This is a genomic window from Maribacter sp. 2-571 (assembly GCF_050589625.1).
GTDB lineage: Bacteria > Bacteroidota > Bacteroidia > Flavobacteriales > Flavobacteriaceae > Pelagihabitans.
Map to the genome: position 1 here is coordinate 23,361 of NZ_JBNGOP010000018.1, position 24,485 is coordinate 47,845.

The 24,485-nt window shown below is 46.5% G+C and carries 12 protein-coding genes; 6 read left to right on the forward strand and 6 right to left on the reverse strand.

Annotated elements, in window-relative coordinates; all coding sequences use genetic code 11:
• The first annotated feature begins 247 nt into the window (after positions 1-247).
• The 3 genes from ACRD7P_RS13560 to ACRD7P_RS13570 all read left to right on the forward strand — a co-directional run bounded on the left by ACRD7P_RS13560 (position 248) and on the right by ACRD7P_RS13570 (position 3,914).
• Positions 248-457, forward strand: a complete 210-nt coding sequence (locus ACRD7P_RS13560; RefSeq protein WP_430908172.1) for a hypothetical protein — start codon at positions 248-250, stop codon at positions 455-457.
• Between the two features lie 599 nt (positions 458-1,056).
• Positions 1,057-2,271, forward strand: coding sequence for a hypothetical protein (locus ACRD7P_RS13565; RefSeq protein ID WP_430908173.1), 1,215 nt, complete (start codon positions 1,057-1,059; stop codon positions 2,269-2,271).
• 251 nt (positions 2,272-2,522) lie between these two features.
• Positions 2,523-3,914, forward strand: a complete 1,392-nt coding sequence (locus ACRD7P_RS13570) for a Gfo/Idh/MocA family protein (RefSeq protein ID WP_430908174.1) — start codon at positions 2,523-2,525, stop codon at positions 3,912-3,914.
• 22 nt (positions 3,915-3,936) lie between these two features.
• On the opposite strand, the gene ACRD7P_RS13575 is transcribed toward ACRD7P_RS13570, so the two are convergent.
• Together ACRD7P_RS13575 and ACRD7P_RS13580 are read right to left on the reverse strand one after the other, a co-directional pair.
• Positions 3,937-4,758 (reverse strand): universal stress protein, encoded by an 822-nt coding sequence (locus ACRD7P_RS13575; protein WP_430908175.1) that lies wholly within the window; start codon positions 4,756-4,758, stop codon positions 3,937-3,939.
• Between the two features lie 120 nt (positions 4,759-4,878).
• Positions 4,879-6,504 carry a sodium:solute symporter gene (locus tag ACRD7P_RS13580; protein WP_430908176.1) on the reverse strand — a complete coding sequence of 542 codons (1,626 nt, stop codon included), beginning with the start codon at positions 6,502-6,504 and terminating at the stop codon, positions 4,879-4,881.
• A gap of 363 nt (positions 6,505-6,867) precedes the next feature.
• Here ACRD7P_RS13580 and ACRD7P_RS13585 point away from each other — a divergent pair, with 363 nt between their 5' ends.
• The 3 genes from ACRD7P_RS13585 (at position 6,868) to ACRD7P_RS13595 (ending at position 12,263) form a co-directional block, all read left to right on the forward strand.
• Positions 6,868-7,752, forward strand: a complete 885-nt coding sequence (locus ACRD7P_RS13585; RefSeq protein ID WP_430908177.1) for a nucleotidyltransferase family protein — start codon at positions 6,868-6,870, stop codon at positions 7,750-7,752.
• Positions 7,743-8,819: a phosphotransferase enzyme family protein gene (locus ACRD7P_RS13590; protein ID WP_430908178.1), complete on the forward strand. Its 1,077-nt coding sequence runs from the start codon at positions 7,743-7,745 to the stop codon at positions 8,817-8,819. Before ACRD7P_RS13585 ends, ACRD7P_RS13590 begins: the two co-directional genes overlap by 10 nt.
• A 114-nt stretch (positions 8,820-8,933) precedes the next feature.
• Positions 8,934-12,263, forward strand: a complete 3,330-nt coding sequence (locus ACRD7P_RS13595) for a VCBS repeat-containing protein (RefSeq protein WP_430908179.1) — start codon at positions 8,934-8,936, stop codon at positions 12,261-12,263.
• Between the two features lie 664 nt (positions 12,264-12,927).
• Here ACRD7P_RS13595 and ACRD7P_RS13600 read toward each other — a convergent pair.
• The 4 genes from ACRD7P_RS13600 to ACRD7P_RS13615 all read right to left on the reverse strand — a co-directional run bounded on the left by ACRD7P_RS13600 (position 12,928) and on the right by ACRD7P_RS13615 (position 24,451).
• Positions 12,928-14,592: a fasciclin domain-containing protein gene (locus tag ACRD7P_RS13600; RefSeq protein ID WP_430908180.1), complete on the reverse strand. Its 1,665-nt coding sequence runs from the start codon at positions 14,590-14,592 to the stop codon at positions 12,928-12,930.
• A 25-nt stretch (positions 14,593-14,617) separates the two neighbouring features.
• Complete coding sequence (locus tag ACRD7P_RS13605; RefSeq protein WP_430908181.1) at positions 14,618-16,084, reverse strand: RagB/SusD family nutrient uptake outer membrane protein; 1,467 nt, start codon at positions 16,082-16,084, stop codon at positions 14,618-14,620.
• 10 nt (positions 16,085-16,094) lie between these two features.
• The gene (locus tag ACRD7P_RS13610; RefSeq protein ID WP_430908182.1) at positions 16,095-19,220 is read right to left on the reverse strand and encodes a SusC/RagA family TonB-linked outer membrane protein; all 3,126 of its coding nucleotides are present in this window, start codon (positions 19,218-19,220) and stop codon (positions 16,095-16,097) included.
• A 692-nt stretch (positions 19,221-19,912) separates the two neighbouring features.
• Positions 19,913-24,451 (reverse strand): Ig-like domain-containing protein, encoded by a 4,539-nt coding sequence (locus ACRD7P_RS13615; RefSeq protein WP_430908183.1) that lies wholly within the window; start codon positions 24,449-24,451, stop codon positions 19,913-19,915.
• Positions 24,452-24,485: the final 34 nt, after the last annotated feature.

Here is a 24,485-nt window from a genome sequence, read left to right on the forward strand (position 1 = left end):
GACAATTTTTTTCGCAAGGAAAGCTGACATCGTTCCTACAACGCCCTACATACGTAGCTTAAAATATGCCTTTCATCGGTAGCTTTGACAACTGGGCGAAAATATCGTACCGATTATCTTATGTTGTTTACCTTGCCTTCTATTACCGTATCGTTCGGTATAAATTACCAATTAATCCGTTTGTGCATACTAACCACAATAATAAAAGTGTTGAACACCTTTTGTTATTGGCCAAACCAAATTGAAAATGAAAGAACTCAGCACCAGCGCCAAGGCCAAAAAGGCCGCGGAGGAGTGGGAACGCCTACAGGATTCCCGAAAAATCAAAAAAATCATCACCGACATCACGCAGGAAGCCGCACCAAAAAACGACGACCTTACCCACGGAGACCAAGAACAAACAGAATTGAAGAAAAGTCAAAAAACTGATAAAGGTCAATTATTGGACAGTGCTTGAAAGCACAAGGCTTATACCATTTTAACTTTGAAATAGCACTAATAAATGGTTTCTTTTTCAGTTATTCTTCGTTAAAAAAAATAACCGTAGCTACGGCTATGCTTAGATTTTTCGCCTTGAATACCTAAAAAACAATTCAATTTCTATACGTACCATTTCAAAGTTAAAATGGTATTATATACCTATATTTCTAGCGTTCCGCTTGTAATACGGACACCTTGGGACTAGACAAGATACTTTAGAAAACAAAAAAAGCCTTCCGATTTGGAAAGCCTTTCATTGGCCCGCAACGTGTTCCGTTTCGGGTTACAACACAACGGCACAAATATAGTAAAGCTATTTTGATTACGCTGATTTTAGGGAACGAAATGCTTTTTTGAATCTGGTTATAAACGAAATTCAGTCCATATTTCTATAAGCCATCGGCGCATCCCTTGCAAAAATAAGTATGTCCTAGCGATGAACGACCATTTAAAACGACCATGCGTTCAAGCGTAAACGTTTGTCGAACTTATGGGTAGCGAAGCGTATATTTTTCCAACGCCCCTTACATTCTCCTAATTTTGTAATCGCTTATCACGTAATCGATAACCTACAAAATGAGGTTCGGAAAATACTTATCGGCAATGGTTCTTTTAATAGGGGTATCCTCATGTACCTTGGACGAACCTGATGAGGAAAGTCTGCCGCCAATGGATATCGTAGAAAGCGCGAACCTTCCCGTACCTGTGGACGAAACCTCCGAACCGACCGATGCCCTTATGACCTACCAATGGGTAAGCCAAATGCAATTACCGAACGGTTTGCTAGAAAGCGCCTCGGACACCGATTTTGTATCCCTTTACGATAATGCCCTCGCGGCCTTGGTGTATATCGGACATGGGGACTTTACCTCCGCAGAGCGTATTTTTGATTACTTTGAAAGCCATATCGAGGACGAACTACAACAGGAAACCGGCGGTTTTTTTCAATTCAGGAACACCGAAGGCATGGAAGGGGAACGCCGTTGGCTGGGCGATAACGCCTGGTTGCTTATTGCCTTGAACAACTACCACAATACCACGGGAACCGAACGGTACCAAAAACTGTCCACGGCATTGGAACGCTGGATCCGAAGTTTACAGGATGTCGATGGGGGACTCATGGGCGGAACCGAAGCCAACGGTAACGAAATACACAAGGTTACCGAAGGCATCATCACTGCCTTTAACGCAGTACCGGGCTATGACAATTTTCATAAAGGCATTTTACTTTTTTTAGAAGAAAACCGCTGGGACAACGTTTCGCGCACCCTTACGGCATGGCCGGAAAATCCCGCATACCTGCATGCGCTGGACCTTCATCCGCTCGGACAGGGTATTTTTGAAGAATTCCCAAAATCCCAGTTGTATCTGGCGGACGATTGGTACTTGACTACAAAGACCAATACCACGAACGGCGAACCGATCACCGGCTACTGTTTTGATGTCGATAAGGATGTGGTTTGGCTGGAGGGGACCGCACAAATGGCGATGGCCTTTGACCGGATAGGCGATATGGGAAAAGCTTCGGAACTGTTGAGCTCCCTTGAAAGGACCTTTATCCAAGCTACCGCGATGCAGGATGCCCAAGGCATCCCATACGCGACCAACCTTGGCAGCACTTACGGATCCGAAATGCTATGGGACCACGCAGATTTTACCCCGGCACTCTCGTCAACGGCCTGGTACCTGCTCGCCAAAAAAGGGTTCGATCCCCTTGCAGTAGGCAAGCAAAAAAATATTCCGGAAACCGATAGGTTCTGGATTCAGAATGAAACGGCAAAACTGCCCTAAGGCCGATAACAAAAACAGCGGCTCTTTTTCTTAAAAACCAATTGACCACAATGTCCTACCAGTTGGTACCATTGCTAGGCATGGGCCTTTGACCCCAACACCTCAACGATGCATTTACTGAAAAAACCCTTGTACCACCAACCCATTCCTTAGCCTTTTCCCCAGCGTTCCATTACCAAAAGCAGCAACCACCGTCCGCTTGCGCAACCCCTCGAAAAAGCGTACATTAAATAGCTTTAAAAACCCAAACCATGAAAAAGAAAGCTTCTAGAAGGACGTTCCTTAAAAAAGCCACCTTGGGATCTGCTGCGCTTTCCAGCGCTCCCTATGTTTTTGGCGCCCCTTATCACGAAACAAGGTTGCTCAAAAGAGATTACCGGAACGAATCCTTTGAGGCCAACGACCAGATTCAAATAGGGCTCATAGGAGCAGGCATTCAAGGCATACATGACACCAGTTCGGCCCTGCAGGTTCCGGGGGTAACCCTTGTGGCCGTTTGTGACCTTTACAACGGTAGGCTCGACAGGGCAAAAGAACTGTGGGGCAACGATCTTTTATTGACAAGGGACTACCGGGAACTGCTGGCACAAAAAAATATCGATGCCGTAATCGTTGCCACACCAGATCATTGGCATATGAAAATAACGGTCGATGCGCTGCGTGCCGGAAAAGCCGTCTACTGTGAAAAACCCATGGTACAACGTTTTGATGAAGGAAAGGACATCATCGAAGCCCAACGGAACACGGGCCGTATCTGCCAGATCGGTAGTCAGGGAATGGCATCCTTGGGCAACGAAAAAGCGAAACAGCTTTATGAGGAGGGCGCCATTGGAGAACTGGTCATGCTCGATATGTACTCGGACCGCTACTCTTCCGAAGGGGCATGGCAATACCCCATTCCTCCCGATGCCAGTATGGAAACCATTGACTTCGATACGTTCTTGGGAAAAGCGCCCACCGTTCCCTATGAGCCAAAACGCTTTTTTAGATGGCGTAATTATAGGGATTATGGTACCGGTGTTGCCGGCGACCTGTTCGTGCACGCTTTTTCCACCCTTAACTATGTGATAGGTTCGCACGGACCCAACAGGGCCATGGCGACCGGAGGGCTCCGCTACTGGGATGACGGACGGGACGTACCCGACGTCAACATTACCTTGTACGACTATCCAAAAACGGATACCCATGCCGCTTTTAACGCCGTATTTCGTATTAATTTCGTCGCCGGAAATGGAGGAGGTTCCGGTTTCAAACTCGTTGGTACGGAAGGGGTCATGGAAATCGGTCAAAACAGCCTTACGCTGGAACGGTCCAAACTAAACATGATCCCGGGCAAATACTCCATGATCGCCTATACCGAGGCTACCCAACAAAAGATAAGGGAGGAATATGCGGCGAAAATGGCGGAAGCAAGAACCGCGGACCTAAAAACTGGAACGCTTACTTGGAACGCGCAAAAAGACTACAAAGGCGCACGTTATGAACATTTTACCAACTTTTTCGAGGCCATTAGGGGTACTTCAAAAGTTATTCAGGACCCAATTTTCGGAATGCGTGCGGCGGGAGCCGCTTTATTGGCGAACGAGAGCTACTTTAAAGCGCGACCGGTTACCTGGGATGCTACAAAAATGCAACTGACCTAGAATCCGAAGGGTTTTTGGAACATTAAATTTTAAAGGTAATGACGGGTATTTTGGCCTGGTTCGCAACGTCCTCCCCTATACTTCCCATAAAAAAACGGGAGATCCCGGTTCGCCCATGAGTGGGTATGCCGATAAGGTCGGCACCAACGGATTTTCCATAATTCAAAATTCCCTTTTCGACCGAGTAATCGTTATAAATGACAACTTCGACCTGGGTACAGGCCTTCTGTAAAAAATGTTGTATCCTGTTTTGGAGCTCGGCCGTACTCCCGAACGTGTCGCCCGGGGTATTGATATACACCAAATACGGGGCTACCGAAAATAATTCGGCGAATGCCAACGCTTTTTGAAAGGCAGATAGGCTTTCGTCCTTAAAATCGCAGGCAAAAACAAACCGTTCGATGAGAAATTCCTCAAAATCCTTTTTCACTACCAATACTGGTATTTCGGCACTTCGCACCACTTTTTCGGCATTGGAGCCAATAAATAGGGCTTCCAGACCATCACTTCCGTTAGAACCCATCACTATGAGGTCCGATGCGTACTCCTCGGCAATTTTATTGAGCTCCACAAAAACCTTATAGGGCTTTACAATGGCCGTGACCGAAATCCCTTCCAAATAATCCTTGTCCAGAAAACCGCTCAACTTTTTTTCCGCAGCCTTTAAAAAAAATACCGCCTGCTGGGCTTGTTGGCTGTCCGTGGACGAGAAGACGGCATCGGAAAGTTCCAACATGTGCACCGTTATAATGGTAGCATTGTGTTTATTGCCCAGATATGCGGCAGCTTTTAAGGCAAATTCCGATTGTCTTGAAAAATCGATGGGGACAATAATGTTGTTCATGAGCCATTAGTTTCCCTGAAAGATACTACATATCCGGTTCTTGACTTAATCTAGACCAAAACGGTTGCCGCCCTAAAAACGCCTAGAAGGATTTAGGGCAAGCACCTATTGGTCGGTCCATTAAAGCGCCAGCGTACTAAAGGAAATCATGATATACAAGACCACCGCGATTACGAGTGCCGAAGCGACAATGTCCCAGATATTATAGCTTGCCTTATTGTTCTCCTTTTGTTCAGCACTAACGCTACCAAATGTAAGCCCTTGAAGCTGTGCCTCTGTTGGCTTCGGATAAAACATACTTACTGTTACGGCGATGGCCACACAAATGGCAAAAAAGTAGGCCCCAAAGACCAACCAATTGATATCGGCAATATTGAACATAAAACTACCCTCCGCGAAACTGGATTTCATAATCTCCAGGGTGAGTTTTGTAAATCCGATAATCAGTCCGCCTACCAAGGTAGCAATAGCGCCGTTGGCATTGATACGTTTATAGAAGATACCAAGAAGAAAAACGGCCGTTATCGGCGGGGAAATATACGCCTGAACGTTTTGCAGGTATTCATATAATCCGTCCGAGAGTTGGGTGATCACGGGGATCCATAAAAGTCCCAGTCCTACTACAAAAAAAGTAGCGATACGGCCTGTTTTCACCAATTCTTCCTCGGGCTTTTCCGGTTTTATCTTTTTGTAAATGTCCAAGGTGAACAAGGTGGAGCACGAATTGAATACCGAAGCCAGCGAACTCATTAAGGCGGCCAAAAGGCCAGCGGCCACCAAACCTCTCAATCCCGAGGGAAGAAGGTTGCTCATGAGTACCGGAAACGCCTCATCCGGACTGTCCCAATCGAGTTTTCCCTGCATTTTCAATCCAAGGGCCACAACCCCTGGTATCAGAAACAAGAAAATAGGCATGAGTTTTAAAAGTGCCCCAAAAATACTCCCCCTTCGTCCTTCTTTTATGTTCTTTGCGGTCAATACCCTTTGAACGATTACCTGATCGGTACACCAATACCAGATACCGACAATGGTACTGGTCAAAAACAAGGGCAACCATGGAAAATCCGGATCACTGTTCGGACGCCACATATTAAAATAATCGACACCTACGGTGGTTTTCAGCTCGCTCCATCCCCCAACGGCATCCAAGCCCATTACGGTAAGTACCCCCGCACCGATGACCAGAACTATGGCCTGAATGGTTTCGGTATATACTACGGCACGCATTCCACCCAAAACGGTGTAAAGACCGGTAAGGACCACCGTGGCCACGGCACCGATCCAGAAAGGAATTCCGAGCAATGCGGACACGACTACCCCACCGGCATAAATGGTAACCGAGACCTTGGTGAGTATATAGGCGATCAACGACACGACCGACAATACCCAACGGCTACGGGCATCGAACCGTTTTTCCAAGAACTCCGGCATGGTAAACACGCCACTACGTGCATAAAAAGGTAAAAACACCCAACCCAACATCAATACGATCCAGGCATGTAGCTCGTAGATCAGCAAGGGCATTTTATCGCCCGCTCCATTTCCTGCAAGGCCCACTACATGTTCCGAACCGATATTGGAAGCAAAGATGGAGGCCCCGACAATGAACCAGCCCATGTTGCGCCCGGCCAAAAAGTAATCCTCCGTATTTTTCTGTTTTTGCCGGATCACCCACCAGGCGACGCCCAAAAGAATTAAAAAGTAAAACGCGATAACCACCCAATCGAGCGTGTCCAGTCCTTTCATAATCTATGTTTATGTATTGGTTGTTGTTCTAATAAGTTAAACGATTAAACTGTTGGTGCTTCCACTTCACGGAAACACCTTCAACAAAATATATTCGTGCAAATTTCCCCAAATGTAAACCGAATACGATTCCATTCCCTTAGGCACCGTTTGCGTTTTAACAGCTTACACCATTTTAACTTTGAAATGGCGTTACTTTCGCTTTACTAGATTTCCAAATAGCGTTTATTCGGAAACGAAGGGTCAAAATATAAAAATTTTAGCGATTGCCGGTTCCTACAAGCACATTTCTTGGAATGTATTTCCCCACCTAGTCCCTTTTTGTCATAAAAACCTATTTTTGCAACATAAAAAATAAAACACATGACCTTATTATTGATGGCCGCGGGAAGCGGAAGCCGCTACGGAAAATTAAAACAGTTTGACGACCTTGGACCAAAAGGGGAATTTCTTATGGAGTTCGCCATGTACGATGCCATTAAAAACGGGTTCGACCATGTGGTCGTCATCACCAAAAAGGAAAATGTCGTTTTTTTAAAGGACCATTTGACAGGGAGGCTTCCGGAATCGGTACGATTGGACGTTCTTGCCCAAGAACTTACCGACCTTCCCGAAGGGGTTACCTTTACCGGGGAACGACCAAAACCTTGGGGTACCGCACATGCCGTTTGGACCGCCCGTAATGTCATCAACGATCCTTTTTGTGTGATCAATGCCGATGATTTCTACGGACAATCGGCCTACGCCAATGCGGCAACCTTTATCAAGGAAAATCCACAGGAAGATCATTATGCCTTGGTGGGATATACCTTAAAGGACACCTTATCCGAACACGGATCGGTTTCCCGAGGCGTATGCAAAACCGATGGCGATGCCTTGATTTCGGTCGATGAACGATTGAAATTGGAACAAAAAGGCGATAAGGTAGTCGACGCCGATTCCGGATTGGAATATACCGGGGACGAATTGGCCAGTATGAATTTCTGGATCTGCAGGCCATCAATTTTTAACGTTATCGAAGAAGAGTTCCGTACATTTTTACAGGACGATCATCTGATCAAGACCAGTGAACTCTACATTCCGAAAACCATTCAGACCATGTTGAAGGACGGGCTTGCAAAAGTAAAGGTAGTACCTACCAAAGATCAGTGGTTCGGGGTTACCTACGCGAGTGACCGTGAAGTCGCGGTGGAAAGCCTGCAACAAAAAACGGATGCCGGCCAATACGTTTCACCCTTATGGCCCTAAAGCCATATTCCGAAAAAACCTTAAGGGCGCTGTTGGAAGCATTCAACGTTCCCGAGCAAAACTATCGCTTTCGGCCCCTAACGAACGGTCTCATTAACGAAACCTTTCTGGCGCAGGGCGAAAAAGGGAACGCCTATGTACTGCAACGGATCAACACATCGGTTTTCCCGAACGTATCGGGCCTTATGAACAATATGGAACGAGGGCTATCTTTTCTAAAGGATAGCTCCTATCCCCCACCGCTACTTTTAAAGACTGCAGCTCATAAACATTTTATTTTCCATAGCGGGCTGGGGTACTGGAGGGCAATGCGCTATGTGCCGGACAGTATTAGCTTCGATACCCCCCAGAAACCGGAAATCGCTTTTGAGTGCGGAAAAGTAATCGCAAACTTTCACCGTCGACTGCGACAGGCCGATCCGGAAGCATTTACCGACACTATTCCCGATTTTCATCGACTGGACGCCAGAATCGAACAATTTGAAAAGGCCTTGGGCGGGGCAAAGACCGAAAGGTTAAAAAATGCAACGGAAGCCATTGCGTTTGCCAAGGATACCGCCACAACTTTGATCGGGGCGCTGCCAAAAGGACTTCCCGATCGCATATGCCACAACGACACCAAACTGAACAACATTCTTTTTTCCAAAAAGACGGGAAAAGCACTTTGTTTGATCGATCTGGATACTTTGATGAAAGGGTATTTTCACTATGATTTTGGCGATGCGGTACGTACGCTAGCGAACCCCGCACCGGAAGACGGGCAAGATCATGGAAACATTACCTTGGACCTAAAAATGGTCGCGGCTTTCGCAAAGGGCTTGGCGCATAGCGGACCATTTTTGAACGATAACGAACTAAAAGCAGCCTCTTTCGGAGCCCTTTTGATGCCTTTTTTACATGGCATCCGGGCTTTGACCGATTACCTTAATAACGACCTGTACTACAAAACAGTTTATAAAGAGCAAAACCTGGACCGTTGCCGGAGTCTTTTTAATTTTACCGCAAAGGCACAGTCCCATATGAATGCCATGTCGCATATTGTAACAACCACCTTAAAATCGGTATGACCTCCCCTGACCGGGTCCTGATTTAAAGTCGTACTTCCTATAAAATGAAGGCCTTTAACCGCTCATGCCTTTTCCAAATTTAGTATTTTAGTTCTCTACTACAACGGAAGATACATGCTAAAGAAGTTTCTGGGTTTATTGGTATTGATGATGGTCGCCGCTTGCGGTAAGGAAGCGCGTTCCAAACGGTTCGTTCATTTGGATGCCGACAAAACGGGTATCGATTTTGTCAACCGTATCGTTGAAAACGACAGCATCAATGTTGTTCATTTTCAATATTGCTACAACGGTGGCGGTGTGGGTATCGGCGATTTTGATCAGGACGGAAGACCCGATGTGGTCCTTACCGGAAATCAGGTCAGTTCACGAGTCTATTTGAACAAGGGTCAGATGACGTTCGAAGATATTTCGGAAAAGGCCGGTTTTAACACGGATAGTTGGGTGACAGGGGTGTCCATAGTGGATATCAACGCCGATGGCCGTGACGATATCTATCTAAATGTCGGTGGTGCCAACTGCGACGGAAATTGTGAAAATCTGTTGTTCATCAACCAAGGTAATGGACCAAATGGAATTCCACACTTTACCGAACAGGCCGAGGCGTATGGCCTTAATGACGGCAATTATGCCCAACAGGCCGTTTTTTTTGATTACGATAACGATGGGGACCTCGATGTGTATATCCTACATAACGGAAATTCCATAATCGATAAAAACAATCCGATACCCAAACAACACATACCACCACATTTAAAGGATTGGCTGTTGCGGAACGATGCGGTAGCTGGTAAGGACCATCCTGTATTTACGAACATATCGGAAGCGGCCGGCATTGTGCACGGAGGGTTCGGGCTCGGGATCGGCATCAATGACTTCAATTCGGACGGGCTCATCGACATTTACGTGGCGAACGATTTTATTACCGAAGACCTCCTGTACCTCCAAAAAAGACATCCCGACAGTCTAAGTCCGTGGTTCGAGGAACGCAGCAAGCAGTTTTTAGGGCATGAGACCTATAATGCCATGGGAATGGACTTTCAGGACATCAATAACGATTCCAGGCCCGATATTATGGTGGTCGACATGCTCCCCAAGGAATACGAGCGACAAAAAAAGATGTTGGGCATGACCAACTATGACAAATACCTTTTGGCGCAGCGGAACGGGTACAGTTCGCAATACGTGCACAATACCCTTCAATTGAACAATGGAAAACTTCATGAAAAACAGTTGAGCACTAGTGAGGTAGGTTTTATGAAAGGGATTTCCAGTACGGACTGGAGCTGGGCGCCTTTGATGATCGATCTTGATAACGATGCCGACAAGGATCTTTATATTTCTAATGGCTATGTAAAGGATGTTGCCGATCTGGACTATATCAACTATGCGTCAAAAAACAATATGTTCGGCACCAAGGAGGAGCGAACAGAAAAGCAGATACAATTTACCAAAGATCTGGATAGCATTTACCTACCGAACTTTATCTATGAAAACGACGGTGCCCTGAACTTTACCGATGTATCAAACGACTGGGCCTTAAAAAAACCTTCCTACTCCAACGGTGTAGCCTATGCCGATCTGGATGCCGATGGAGATTTGGACCTGATCGTAAACAACATCAACCAACCCGCGTTCGTATTGGAAAACAACACTTCTAACGACCCCGACAACCGTTTTCTAAGAATCGTACTGGAGGGAACGGTCAAAAACCCGGACGCCCTGGGCAGCAAAATTACCGTTTGGAACAACGGGACACCGCAGTATCATTTTCAATCCGTAGTCCGGGGATATCTTTCCTCTATGGAACCCATAGCGCATTTTGGGGTGAAGGACAGTATTATCGATTCCGTGCAGGTCACCTGGCCAAATGGTTTGGCCACCGTACTAAGGAACGTACCCGCGAACCAAACGCTCACCACCTCCATTACCAAAGCGCAAAAACGGAGCGCTCCTTCGATTGCCGCTACCTTGCTATTCAACCCTATAGATAGTCTGATTCCATATCGGCATACCGAGAATGAATTTAACGAATACAACAAACAGCGGCTTTTGATGCGGCAGCACTCCCAAAGCGGACCTTGCCTTGCGGTAGCCGACATCGACGGGAACAAGGGAGACGAACTTTTTATCGGCGGCAGCGTGGGAAGACCCGGGCAGGTTTGGAAACAGAACAAAGCGGGTGTTTATGAAGTTTCGCAGAGCTTGGACACCGATTTTGAGGATGCCGATGCGCTATGGTTCGATGCGGATGGTGATGGCGATCCCGATCTATATGTTGCCAGCGGCAGTACAGAATTTCCAAAAGGGTCGGAAAAGTATCAAGACCGGCTATATTTAAATGATGGTAAAGGGATATTGACAAGAACGACCGAAAGCCTGCCGAAAAATTTTGATAGCAACCAATGTGTCCGAGGGACCGATGTGGACCATGACGGCGATATCGACCTTTTCATTGGTGCTAGGGTACTTCCCGGCCATTATCCCGAAGCACCCAAAAGCCGTCTGTTGCTTAATGAAAACGGTATCTTTAAGGAACAACCTGGCGTATTCCCTACACTTGGTATGGTTACCGATGCCGTTTGGGAGGATATTGATGATGATGGCTGGAAAGATTTGATCATCGTCGGAGAGTGGATGCCCATCCAGGCTTACAAAAACAACAAGGGTACCCTCCAAACCATGGCACTCGCTGTGGTAGATGACAAAGCATCCAATATTCGGACCGAAGGCTGGTGGAACTGCATTTCCGCAATCGATTTTGATAAGGACGGCGATACCGACTTTTTGTTGGGCAACCAGGGAATGAACGGATTTTTAAGACCCCAACAGGAACGCCCCCTGTACGTATACGATGGTGATTATGATAACAATGGCAGTCCCGACCCCATTCTTGGACAGTATATGGATACGGAAAAAGGACGTCAGTTATTACCGGTACACACGCGCGATGATATTGTCGCACAGCTGGTTCCCCTAAAAAAACGCTATCGTACCTATGAAGACTTTGTACAGGTCGATTTTGAAGGACTCCTCGGCATCAAGGACCTTAACAAGGAAACCATGCAGGCCTTTATCTTTACCAGTAGCTATCTGGAAAATATGGGTGGGGGCCGCTTTAAGTTAAGTTCGTTACCGGGAGCATGCCAGTCCGCACCGATCAACGATATCCTCGTTCGGGATTTTGATAATGACGGTACTGCGGATGCGGTACTGGTAGGGAACGATTTTTCGGCCGAAACCTTATACGGTAAATTGGACGCCCTTACGGGACTGTTTTTAAAAGGTTCGGAAAAAGAATTTCAGGTGATTCCCAGTGCCACCTCCGGCTTTTATGTACCAGGGCAGTCCCACAATATCCGAACGATTCAAAGCAATACCGGAGCAACTTACCTTTTAGCTACCCAGAACAACGATTTCCCAAAAGCCTTCACCATATCACAATAATTTTTTTTGCGGTACCTAGGCCTTTACTGCCGTCTTGAGTTGTAGGGTGAACAGTTCGCGGTAGCCGTTTACGGTTGGTAGTGGTCAGTGGTCAGTGGTCAGTGGTCAGTGGTCAGTGGTTAGTGGTTAGTGGTTAGTGGTTAGTGGTTAGTGGTTAGTGGTTAGTAAAAAGTATTGTTTTAAACTTGTGTTTTATCCCTTTTCTGTTCTCCTTTTTCTGTTCTCCTTTTTCTTTCAGCGAAGCGGTCTTTTTTCAATGAACGATGAACAATTAGCAATTAGCAATTAGCAATTAACAATGAGTAGGAAGTAACTAGTGTTAAGTAAAAAGTAATTAGTGGTAATTCTTCTAATTTTGAGCTTGCACTTGACACTTGAGCTTGAACTTTCTTTCAGCGAAGCGGTCTTTTTTCAATTAACAATTAACAATGGCCGATTAGCAATTAGCAATTAGCAATTAACAATGTGTTTTTTTCTAGAGGGAATGACAAGAGCGGTAACGTGTAAAAAGTATGTAGTGGCAATGTTTGAACTTGAACTTGTCTATGGTCTTTGTTCCTTTTTCTTTCAGCGAAGCGGTCTTTTTTTTTAAAAAGCATCTATAAAAAAAGGCGACAACACAGTGGTCGTCGCCTTTTCCAATTAAACTAACTTCAAATTAAAATTATTCTTCCTCTTCGCCCATTGCAGTAATAAAATCAACGGCCGACTGTGGAAGCAATACTTTATCGACAACATGCGCCACGCCATTCTTGGCCGTAAGGTCGGTAAGTAAAAGGCCTGCATTTATGTCATTGGAGGCATCTCCGATAACAAGTGCATCCAGCGTCAAACTTTGAATGATATCCAACGCACCACCATTACTGGTAGCTATCACATCCCCAGCACTTAGATCTTCCGCCAATACACTTCCTCCCGCCACATGGTACAGCAAGATATCTTTGAGTAAATCAATTTCTTCATCGGTGTCAAAATCGTCCAAAGAGTTATAGTCATCACCCAAAAGATCGAGCAGTGCTACAAACGCATCATTGTTAGGTGCAAAAACGGTAGCAGTATTGTAATAGGTGAAATTTGCAGGTACCCTTCTGGCGGCAAAGTCCTCATCCGATTCGCCGTCTTCTTGAACAAAACTTTCGTTCATATCGTCTACGAACAACGCTGCCAATTCCGTTTTCACCAAGGCCTCTTCCAGGATGGACAGCGATGGGGTAGCACCTACAAGCGCTGCCAAATCATCGGAGGCCAACAGGTCCAGAAATTCGAACACCGCAGGAGGCAATAACACCTTATCGATGGTATGTACCACACCGTTAGATCCATCGATATCCGTGGCCGTAATATTGGCATTGTCATCGGAAGCGTCATCCAGTGCAAAAGAGGCACCCGATGCTACAATACCCAAGTCAACCTCGGCCAATGTAGCCTGATCTCCAGCGGCAAGTCCGGCAGCCGCTACACGTACGGGGAGAACATGGTAAGTAAGTATGGTACTGAGCAAACTCATTTCCAAATCGTTGTCAAAATCGTCCAGTGAATTGTAATCGTCACCCAATGACTCAAGAAGTGCTACAAAGGCATCATCCGTAGGGGCAAAAACGGTATAACCCAACTCATTATTATCTTCATCGTTATTCGTACCGCTCAAAGCACCGTCCAAACCGGCCTTCAACACCGCGGCCTCCAAAATGGACAATCCTTCGGAAGCAACCGCAAGTTGCAGAATGGTAGGTCGGGTATCGATAGCCAACGCGTCGATTATGGACTGTGGCAAAAGCACTTTATCTATAATATGGATCACCCCATTGGAGGCAAGATCATCGGCCTCGGTAACCGTGGCGGAAGTCGAGGTTTCGGGACGCTCCGTTTTATCCAGCACTTTAACGCCATCGGCCAAACTGATCTGCACCGTTTCTCCCTGTACGGTAGCCAATTCGCCACCATCTTCCAAGGCACCGGAAGTAACCCTTTCCGGAACTACGTGATAGGTAAGAATGGTTGCCAATGTAGCGCCATCAACACCCTCCAGTAGGGCCCCGGCATCACTAAAGCCCAAAGCTCCGGCCAAATCGGCAAATGCCGCGTCACTGGGAGCAAAAAGGGTAAAAGGTCCGGCACCGCCCAAAACATCGTATAGGTTTCCGTCCGCCGCACGAAGCGCCGCGATCAAACTGGAAAGTTCGGTTCTTCTATCGGCGGCTTCCGCCACCGTTCTGTCGCTGTTATCGGTGATAAGCACGCCGACATCATCATCCTCGTTACAACCCACGCTCAAGAACAGCATAAAGAGGCAACCGAGCAAAAATTTATAATTTTTTGATAGATACATAATCTTCTTATTAAATTGATTTTTATTAATATCCAGGATTCTGATCGGCATTGGTCAGGTCTGGATTTGCATCGATTTCCCTTTGTGGAATCGGTAAAAACTCATGTTTCCCTACCTGGAACCCTTCGATAACATCTGCAGCCAGGCCCCAACGTTTTAAATCAAGGAAACGAATCTGTTCTCCGGACAGTTCTACGGCACGTTCGTGGACCAAGGCGTCAAAAATTTGACTTGAGTTCCCAACCGGAAAACCTCTTCCATTCATTTCGGCAGTTCCATACAAAGGCATCCCGGCCCTTGTACGCACTTCGTTCATGAGGCTGATGGCACGCGCTGTATTTCCTAGCTCGTTCTCCGCTTCGGCCAACATCAATAATACATCCGCATAGCGAAGTACCCGAAAGTTGATTCCGCTATAATCAAAACCATCTTGAGGTTGTACGTCTAAATTCTGGTACTTCCTCCATACCACAGCAGTCAAATTACTAAACGTCAACTCCCCATTGTTATACGAATCCCCATTTTGATAAAAATAGGCTTGGATACGTGGATCATCGGACTCGTATTCCCCGAACAATGAAGGTCGGACGATGATATTGGCAAAGTTTGTAGGAGCGTATTCAATTCCTCTAAAAGTCGTTTCTGCGATACCATTACCGGTGGAGTTCCATTGGTTCCCCCCGATCTGCTTGTCGTAGTTGATCTCAAAAATAGACTCATTGTTAAACTCGCCCGCTTCGTTACCGTTATCCCTAAGATCAACACCTTCGATGCTGTATCCGGTAATAGCGTCAAATTCCGCTTTTGCTTCTGCCCATTCGCCTCGGAACAAGTGCGCTTTCCCTTTTAAGGCCTGCGCCGCACCTTTGGTCGCCCTTCCGTTTTCGGTATCTCCCTTTGCAGGAAGATTGGCAACGGCAAAGGTCAGGTCGTCAAAAATGATGTTATAGATTTCTTCCTGCGTGGCCTTGGCCCCGGAAGAATCACTGGAGGTGGTCGTCTGAAGCGGTACATCTCCCCAAAGGTTGGTCAAATTAAAGTAGTAGAGCGCTCTTAAAAAACGAACTTCTCCCAAACGTTGGTCGATTTCCCCTTGATCGATGTTCTCGATAATACCGTTCTCGGCAGCTTCCAAAACAAAGTTACAACCGGCAATACCGCGGTAGGCCGACTGCCAAAAGGTGAAAAACTCTCCCACGGACGGATCGTAAGTATAGTCCATGAACGCTTTAAGTCCGCCTTGTAAGGCATCGGTCCCCAAATTTTCCTGAGACAGGTTATCGTACAGAAAGAATCCGATCCGACCGTACATTCCCTGGGATTGCAAAAACGCGTAGGCCCCATTTACCGCAGAGCGCAGTTCTCCCGAATTCTTAAAGAAGGTTTCGGTAACGATCACGTTGGGATCCTGAAGATCTAACTCTTCTTCCTTACAGCCGATGATGCTAAACAGCACGGCCATACATGTTAAAGTGATTTTCTTAGTATTCATAATTTTTTTTTTAAAATTGAACTTGAAGTCCCGCTAAAATAGTTCTAGGCTGTGGGTATACTCCCTGATCGATATTCAAACCTACCGTTGTACCACTCTGAAGGGTCGGTGCAACTTCTGGATCATATCCCGAATAATCGGTAAATGTAAAGAGGTTTTGCCCACTAACGTAGAAACGTAGGTTACTGACCAAGCCGTTTACAAATTTACCCAAAACATCATCAGGTATGGAATATCCCAATGTAATATCACGTATTCTGGTATACGACCCATCTTCGATAAACCTATCGGAAGTCAATTCGTTTCCTGTAAAACCAGGTGTTGCCTTCGGAACGGTTTGGGAAGGATTGGTCGGCGACCATCTGTTCAAGATCGCAGTAGTCGTGTTGAACAATCGTGCCTGCTGCTCCAATTGTGCACGAAGACCATTGTAAATATCCACTCCGTATACGCCATTCATGATAATGGACAGGTCGATGTTTTTATAACTGAGGTTTACGTCGAAGTTCAACGTAAAGTCCGGGTTCGGATTTCCGATAACTACACGATCTTCAGCATTGACCACACCATCGTTATTGGTATCGACAAACCTTACGTTACCTGGTTCGGCACCGTTCTGTGTGGCATGGGCCGCTACTTCCGTATTGGTTTGGAAGATACCGTCCGTCTGGTATCCAAAAAAGTGTAGCGGTGCCTCGCCCACAAACAATCTGTTCACATTTTGCTGTAGTACGTTCCCCTGAAGCACGGCTTCGACCGGACCCAAAGAAGTAACTTCTTGAGAAAGGTTTACCGTAGCATTGGCATTGGCGCCCCAGTTGAAATCTCCGCTACTACCGCGGTAACCTAGGTTAAATTCCATACCGGAAAACTCGGTTCCCCCAACGTTTTGTATCTGATTTGCATCGGTTGCCCCTAATGAGGAACGCAATGGAACGGAAAGCAACAACCCGTCACTTTCGTTATTAAAGTAGTCTACGGAAGCGGTTAAAGCGTTGTTCCAAAAACCAAGATCGATACCGAGGTTCAATGATGTGGACTCTTCCCATTGCAACAGTTCGTTAGGGATACGTGCAGGTCGTGTACCACTGACCAACGCCCCGTCGATCACATAGTTGAAATCCGTTAACAATCCGGTCTGGAACCTGTAATCACCAATGTTATTGTTTCCGGTAATACCCCAGCTACCACGTAACTTTAAGGCCGATATCAATTCGTTACCCTCTAAAAAAGGAAGATTGGCGAAGTTCACACCTGCCGAAGCGGAAGGAAAATAACCCCATTGCCGATCGGTAGGGAACCTAGAGGAACCATCGGCCCTGATGGAACCGGACAGTAAAAAGGTTTTGTCAAAATCATAATCGACCCGACCGAATACGGATTGTAGATTGTTTTCACTCTCGAAACTCGATAAATCCCGAACATCTCCCGGATTAAAGTTCTCTACAACATCGGTAAGACTGTTTGCGGTAAAGCCAAATACTTGGTTAAAGTTGGACTTGTTGCGCTCGTAACCGGCCAAAATGCCAATATTGTGTTTTTCGCTGATCGTCCTATTATAGTTCAAGGTATTGGTAATCACCGTAGTCAAAGACTTTTGTCTTCTTTTACGTGTTTCCGATTCCAATCGTTGACGCGATCCCGTTGGAATCGATTTGAAAAATTGGTCTTGCTCATTATGCGACAGGTCCAAACCTACTGTAAGTTTATAGGTAAGTCCGGGTAAAATTTCATAAGAACCGAAAATAGATCCAACAATTTGGGTAGTTGCAAAAACAGAACTACCGTTGCTTAAAATACGAACCGGGTTTTCTGCATCCTGCCCATCTACGGAAGTCGTAATCTCGGAAAAGAAATTCGTTTCGTTGTCAAATACCGGTTTGGTAGGATCAAAACGCAATGCGTTGACCAATACGGAACTGGCACCCGCGCTTCCCTGTTGGTTCTGGGTGGAAAGACCAAGGTTCATCGTTTGGCCCACACTGATCTTATCACTAAGGTTCAAGGTGGAATTTACACCGACGGTATATCGTTCAAAATCGGTTTGAAGTGTGGTTCCTTCTTGCTTCAAGTAACCTGTACGAACACTGTATTTCGCATTTTCGTTACCACCGGAGGCCTCAAGGTCATAATTTTGCCATAATCCGGTTCGTAATACGGCATCTTGCCAATCGGTATCGACCGCCGGATTAACAACATCGGGCTGCAAGGTTTGCGGCAACTGCCTTCCCGGGGTACCGGCATCGGCATCGTATGAAGTCCTGGCATATTCGATATACTCCCTGGCATTCAAAACGTCCAATGTTTTGGTATTGGTAGAAAGTCCTGAAAAAGTCGTAAACGATAAACGAGGCTTACCGGACCTACCGGCCTTTGTTTTGATCAATACTACCCCGTTGGAGGCTCGGGAACCATAAATCGCGGCACTCGAGGCATCCTTTAAAATTTCCACGGATTCTATGGAACTGGGAGGGATACTGTTCAAACTATTCGTTGGAACTCCGTCTACCACAAAAAGTGGCTGGTTGTTCCCAAACGTCCCCAATCCCCTGATGGTGACCAATGGATTGGAACCCGGCGCACCACTATTGGTTACCTGTACCCCTGCGGCACGTCCTTGCAATGCTTGCTGGACACCGACGGCAGGCGTTTGCACAAGGTCTTCACTACTTACCGATGAAATGGCATTGGTTACCGAAGCCCTGCTTTGTGTTCCGTACCCTACCAGAACCACTTCTTCCAACACGTTGGCGTCTTCCGCCAAACTAATGTTGACGGTGGTCTGTCCGTTTACGGCAACCTCTTGTGTTGCATATCCGATATAGCTGACCACCAAGGTGGCATTGCTATCGGCATCGATGGTAAAATTTCCATCAAAATCGGTTTGGGTACCGTTAGTAGTGCCCTTAACAACGATACTTGCACCAGGCAAAGGCGTTCCCGTTTCATCGACGACCGTACCGGTGATCGTGCTTTGCAATTCGATTTCCTTCTCGAAATGCCCCTCATTTTCTAGAGCATTCGCATTGGCGCCATAAACCCCAAAACAAACACACATGGATGCTAACGCCACAGAACGGAACAGCATTCCTTTCTTAAATCGCGTAGTCCACTGATAATAGTGGTTCTTAATCATAATGAATTGAATTAGTTAGTAATTGTGATTGATTTCATGTATTCCTTAAACAAAATAATACACAGTTGGTAAATTTATGTTAAAACACCATGCTACGGTGATCAAATTTTTTCATTTATCTATCACGAATCTTCTATTTTATTCGCAATTTTAAAAGATTTCATCAAAATACACCTAAACAAAACTACTAAAATTTATATTATTTTTAAAAATAGCACTCATTTTTAGCCATTTACTAAGCAAATACGGCTTTTCATTTTGTTTACCGTTAATTTTTATGATAATCTTCCAACTGATACTATTTCTTCTCAATTAATGTTAAGATTCATCAAAACATATTTCATATTGTTTAACACCCATCATAATTACAAGCTTAGGGCGTTAGAATGTACTACCGACCTATAAACTATATGTTCGCTTCAACGTTTTTCCCGAGCACCCCTTTACGACTACCGGTTTCCTATAAACGAAAAGCCATTGATGGAACTTAAAAAGGGATACCCTGAAAATTAAAGTGGCATGACCAAACCGGACCATGCCATAGACGGGGTGGTCTACCGATGCCATCCTTGGGAGCAGTACCTACTTCATTCCATACTTTTTACTAGCGTTTATCATGAAAAGAAGGGCCCTACCAGTGAGGAAGCAGGACCCAAACAAACAAAAGGTTTTTTACAGTGCTTTTTCGGAAACTACTTTTGAACGACCATTTTAAAACGTTGCCCCCCGACCTTTAAAGCATATATTCCTGTCTTAAGGGATACCACGTTCACCTTTGTTTCCTTTCCATCCCCGTTCAACCTACCGGATTTCACCTTACGACCTGCCATATCGAAAATACTATAGAAAGCTGCATTCGAAGGACCAACAATAGAAAAGGAATTTTTGACCGGGTTTGGAAAAAGTTGTATTTCCGATGACCGTTGCTCGGGTAATAGGGCGGTAAAACTGGCAATACCCAAATTGACCGGGTCGGTCTCCACCCAAACAGAGCCACCCTGAGAATTTACGGCCTTGATCCTAAAGGTATATGTAGTGCCGCTCAACCCTGATAATACAATGGCCTCATCGTTTACTCCTGCATCGGGCAAACCGCCTCCGCGATACTGATCTCCGGCCCGAAATGCCTGAATGTCGAAGCCGGTCTCGTTATTGGCATTATCCTTCCACAACAACCGCACACTTGAGGACGATAGCACTTCTGCCCGGACTTGACAAGGCGGGTCGGGTTTCCCTGCCGGACTCGTGGCATTACAATCACCATTGCCCAGACCGTTCCCTTCCAAAACTATAACAGTGGCCGTATCGGTGAAGCCACCTTCATCGGTGGTTACCGATATTGTAGCATTCCCCTCAGAAACGGCGGTTACCCTACCAAAGGCATTTACCGTTGCAACCGCCGTATTGGAGGAACTATAGGATAGGTTTTGGTTACTGGCGTTGGTAGGACTTATCGCAGCAACAAGGTCGATGGAATTCCCGATATCCAAACTGGTACTTCCCGGGGAAAGGCTCACCCCGGATACCGCGACATTGGAATTCCCATCTTCTAGGACGAACACCCATTTGTTCAGGTTTCCATTATCGGCAGCTCCGGAAATCAGGTTGGTCCCGGAATTGGAAGCGGGCCTCATCTGGTAATCGGTAGCTTTGTTGGTCAGAAAAACAGAGCCATCGCCGTCTCCCGTATCCGTTGCGATCCACTGAGATCTGTTGGCACTATTGGTTGCCGTAAACTGCCGCACGTTGGAATTGAGACCGCTTCTGCCCCGAATACGCCTCCCCTCGGCAAACACACTCCCCAAAAACAAGTACCCGTCTCCGGCGTCCGTCTTGGACCATTTTAATGCATCCCCATTTCCACTGTTGCGGTCTGCCCTTAAATTTGAATTCGCATTCGCATTGGTCGACCGTATGAATTTCCCGGTGGCCTTGTTTTGAATGGTATATATGCCATTGGGAATGTTCACCACCGCTCCGGCAGGTTCTTGAACGACCACTTCGATCGTGTCAAAAACATTTGGATTTGACTGGCTTGCAACCGTTATGGTAGCCGTTCCGGAAGCATTTGCGGTCAATACCTTTCCGTTTACCGAAACATTCAATGAACTATTGGTAGCCACCGAGGTATTTCTATTGGGCGCATTATTTGGTAACACGGTAATATCGGTAATGGTAAACGTTTCCCCTTCCACCAACGTTAGCGTATTCGGATTTACGGCAACGCTTTCCACTTGGATCGATCCCGTAGTGCTATAGGCGATGCCTTCACCTTCGATAAGAATGTTATCGATATACAAACGATCGGTAGCTTCGTTTCCAAAAGTTTCGATCTGTATCCTATTAAATTCATCGGGGTTTAATGTACCTCCGCTGATAGGAACCCTAAACGTTTCGAATCGGTTGGCCGGTGCGGTAATCAAAGCGTTTAGATCGACCGACCCGTTAAACTTGTCCAACAACTTAATGTTGATCAGGTTCATGGCCGAACCTATTCCCTGGAGGTCGATCAACACCGTTCCACCGGAAGCCTTTATCGGGTCGAAGCCAACCACTAAAGCCGGACGATCTCCCGGCCGACTCTTATTGAGGCCCAACACAAACTGTGAAGTGTTGCCTTCGGAAGCTTGAGCGTTGCTGGCCGATGTTTGAACATCACTAGTAGCACTATCCACTCCTTCCCACAAAAGGTTCCGGGCTGGAAAATTATCGGTAAAAATCGGAAATTCCGACGGGGGGAGCACCAGCTGGATATCATCGCGGATGGCGGGTTTGGTGTCGCCACGCTGGCCATTTGTTTTTCGTGCCGCTACGCCGTTCCCGCGCGTGGCCATTAGAATTTTTGGCGTCCCATTGGTATTTTCATAATACTTTACCTGCCGAACTACGGGATATTCCACATCGGCGGACCAATCTTCCCATACTACATCACCATTGTTTTGAACGGTACCCCGTACCACCCCATATCCTACTTTAAACTGTTCCCATTTTTGCAAGGGCACGTACAACCGGTCGCCTACCGCTACAAAATCCCCGATCTGCACCTGTCTCTCATCGGTAGCGGTAAAATCGGCCCACCAAGCGGGCTGACCCGTCACGGCCACGGCATCCGCTTGGCTCAAGGCTACTTTCTCAAATACGTTGGCATTGCCGTTGGTCCTAACAAGACCGTCATCCCTAGTAACCGTATAGGTATAGGTCGTACCACCCTTATTAACGGAAGCGACCCCACCGCGCTGCAACAAATTGGTTTGGCTACCATTGCCAATATCCCCTCCGCGGGTCATCTGTGTCCAGGAATAATCGGTACCGGACCGCACCCCACGCCATACCCCGGTACCACATTGATAATACAGGATATTGCTATTATCGGCCTGAAACGTAAACCCTTCTACAAAACTACGGGTGTTTGCCGCACCGTTCGAACCATTGATATCGCGAAAAGTAGTATTCCCACCAGCGATCAAATCGAAAAAATCGTCACAAACATAAATTCCTTTTTCCGTACCGACGTATAATCGGCTCAGGTTGTTGGGGTCTTGATGGAATTGCCAAATTCTACTGTTGGGCAGGCCTACCGCACTTGCGGAACTTGTTGCGGCCGTTTTAATGACCTCAAACCCGTCATTGGTTCCATCGGGACCGCTAAGGTCTAAATCCTTGTATAGAAAATAGGCCCCTTCGGCACGATTGCCGCCACCAAAACCTTTGGAGGCGCTAACCAAAACGACGCGACCTCCATTGGGCCGCTCAATAACCTCTACCCCATGCGCATCGGTGAGTCCTGCGGGGTCTTGAAACATAATCGTTTGCCGCCACGACATTCCACCGTCCCAGCTTTCGACAACGCCATTATCGGCCTGTCCCTGTATCATATAATTCTGGTATGCGGCCACGTCATAGGTAAACGTGGAAGCCGCTCCCCGGTCCCTGTGAAAATTCTGACCCCCAATATTTTTCGTATATCCGGTGTTGATCACTTTCCAATCGGTGTTTCCATTTGCGGCGTCACCCTTAAAAAAGCTTTGTTGCGACATTGCAAAAACACCTCGAACAAAAGGATTGTCGGCGTTGAAGGGCCAGTTGTCAGGAAAATAGGCAGTATGCCTTACCCCACTTCGATATGGGTTCCAGCCAATATCATATGACACTCCGCCATTTGCGATATCACGGCCGTCGTCATAACCGAAAACAATATTATATTCCCCTTGCGACACCGTGTTTCCAGAAACCGTAAAACGTGCTTCGATCAGCTTGTTTGCAGGATTTTGGGTAAGCTGCGAAAACATTACAAAATGTTCGCCGACACTGCTCCCCTGATATACCTGTGGACGCCACATATAAACCGGTTGCGCGGTATTGCCGTTGTTAAAGTCGCTCCAAGGCCCTTTTCCCACATCTTGCCATGCCCCATTGGGATACGCTTTTACAAAAACCCTTGAAAAGTTGTTCTTTCGAAAGATGGCATAGATAAAGTTGCCATCAGGGGTGAAATCGGCTCCCCAACACGTTTCCACATCCACTCCCGATGGGCCATTGATCTTTGACCAACTAGAGGCCTTGTTCGCGGAACGGTACAGACCGTCGGCATTCGCCATAAGCACATCATTTGAATTGGTAGGGTCTACTTCTATGGAATACACCCTACCGTCCCCTGGTGTGGAGGCCCAATTGCTCACCTGCCAGCTGGAACCCCCGTTAGTAGTATAATAGACCGCACGAGGGGTATTGGCCTTTACATAGGCCTCCCCTCCACCGTTCCAAGTTTTAAAATCGGCCCAAGGATAGAGCCTTGTGGTACCGTTGTTGTCTTGGTTCCCGAACCCTGCATAAACATTGTTTGCGTCGTTAGGGTCGATTTCAATAGCAGAAATAATAAGGTTCTTGGTTTGGGGAACCAATTGGTAGTTGCTGCCGCCGTTCGTACTAAAACTAAGACCCAATCCATGCCCGACATAAATGGTATTGCCCCGGCCGATAGCCTTTTGAATAAAAGCGGAAGGAAGTTCGCGATTTTTATCACCGTATATCCAATTCTCGCCATAATCGTCGCTGACATAAAACCCTTCCACATCGGAAGCGAAGAACAAACGACCAGGATCCGAATCGTCCGCGCTCAACGCCTGTACCCTGCCACCGGCCCCCGGATTTAAGGATTGCCAGAAAGGATTTTGTGCAAAGGAAAAGGTGGCTACACCCAGACATAACCAAAAAAATAGTAATTTTTTCATATCCGCATTATTTAGATTGTTTAATTATCGTATT

Bases quoted from the DNA above. Each gene is read 5' to 3' on its own strand.
- ACRD7P_RS13560 (WP_430908172.1), top strand. From the start codon at position 248: ATGAAAGAACTCAGCACCAGCGCCAAGGCCAAAAAGGCCGCGGAGGAG.
- ACRD7P_RS13595 (WP_430908179.1), top strand. From the start codon at position 8,934: ATGCTAAAGAAGTTTCTGGGTTTATTGGTATTGATGATGGTCGCCGCT.
- ACRD7P_RS13575 (WP_430908175.1), bottom strand. From the start codon at position 4,758: ATGAACAACATTATTGTCCCCATCGATTTTTCAAGACAATCGGAATTT.
- ACRD7P_RS13605 (WP_430908181.1), bottom strand. From the start codon at position 16,084: ATGAATACTAAGAAAATCACTTTAACATGTATGGCCGTGCTGTTTAGC.
- ACRD7P_RS13565 (WP_430908173.1), top strand. From the start codon at position 1,057: ATGAGGTTCGGAAAATACTTATCGGCAATGGTTCTTTTAATAGGGGTA.
- ACRD7P_RS13580 (WP_430908176.1), bottom strand. From the start codon at position 6,504: ATGAAAGGACTGGACACGCTCGATTGGGTGGTTATCGCGTTTTACTTT.
- ACRD7P_RS13610 (WP_430908182.1), bottom strand. From the start codon at position 19,220: ATGATTAAGAACCACTATTATCAGTGGACTACGCGATTTAAGAAAGGA.
- ACRD7P_RS13585 (WP_430908177.1), top strand. From the start codon at position 6,868: ATGACCTTATTATTGATGGCCGCGGGAAGCGGAAGCCGCTACGGAAAA.
- ACRD7P_RS13615 (WP_430908183.1), bottom strand. From the start codon at position 24,451: ATGAAAAAATTACTATTTTTTTGGTTATGTCTGGGTGTAGCCACCTTT.
- ACRD7P_RS13590 (WP_430908178.1), top strand. From the start codon at position 7,743: ATGGCCCTAAAGCCATATTCCGAAAAAACCTTAAGGGCGCTGTTGGAA.
- ACRD7P_RS13600 (WP_430908180.1), bottom strand. From the start codon at position 14,592: ATGTATCTATCAAAAAATTATAAATTTTTGCTCGGTTGCCTCTTTATG.
- ACRD7P_RS13570 (WP_430908174.1), top strand. From the start codon at position 2,523: ATGAAAAAGAAAGCTTCTAGAAGGACGTTCCTTAAAAAAGCCACCTTG.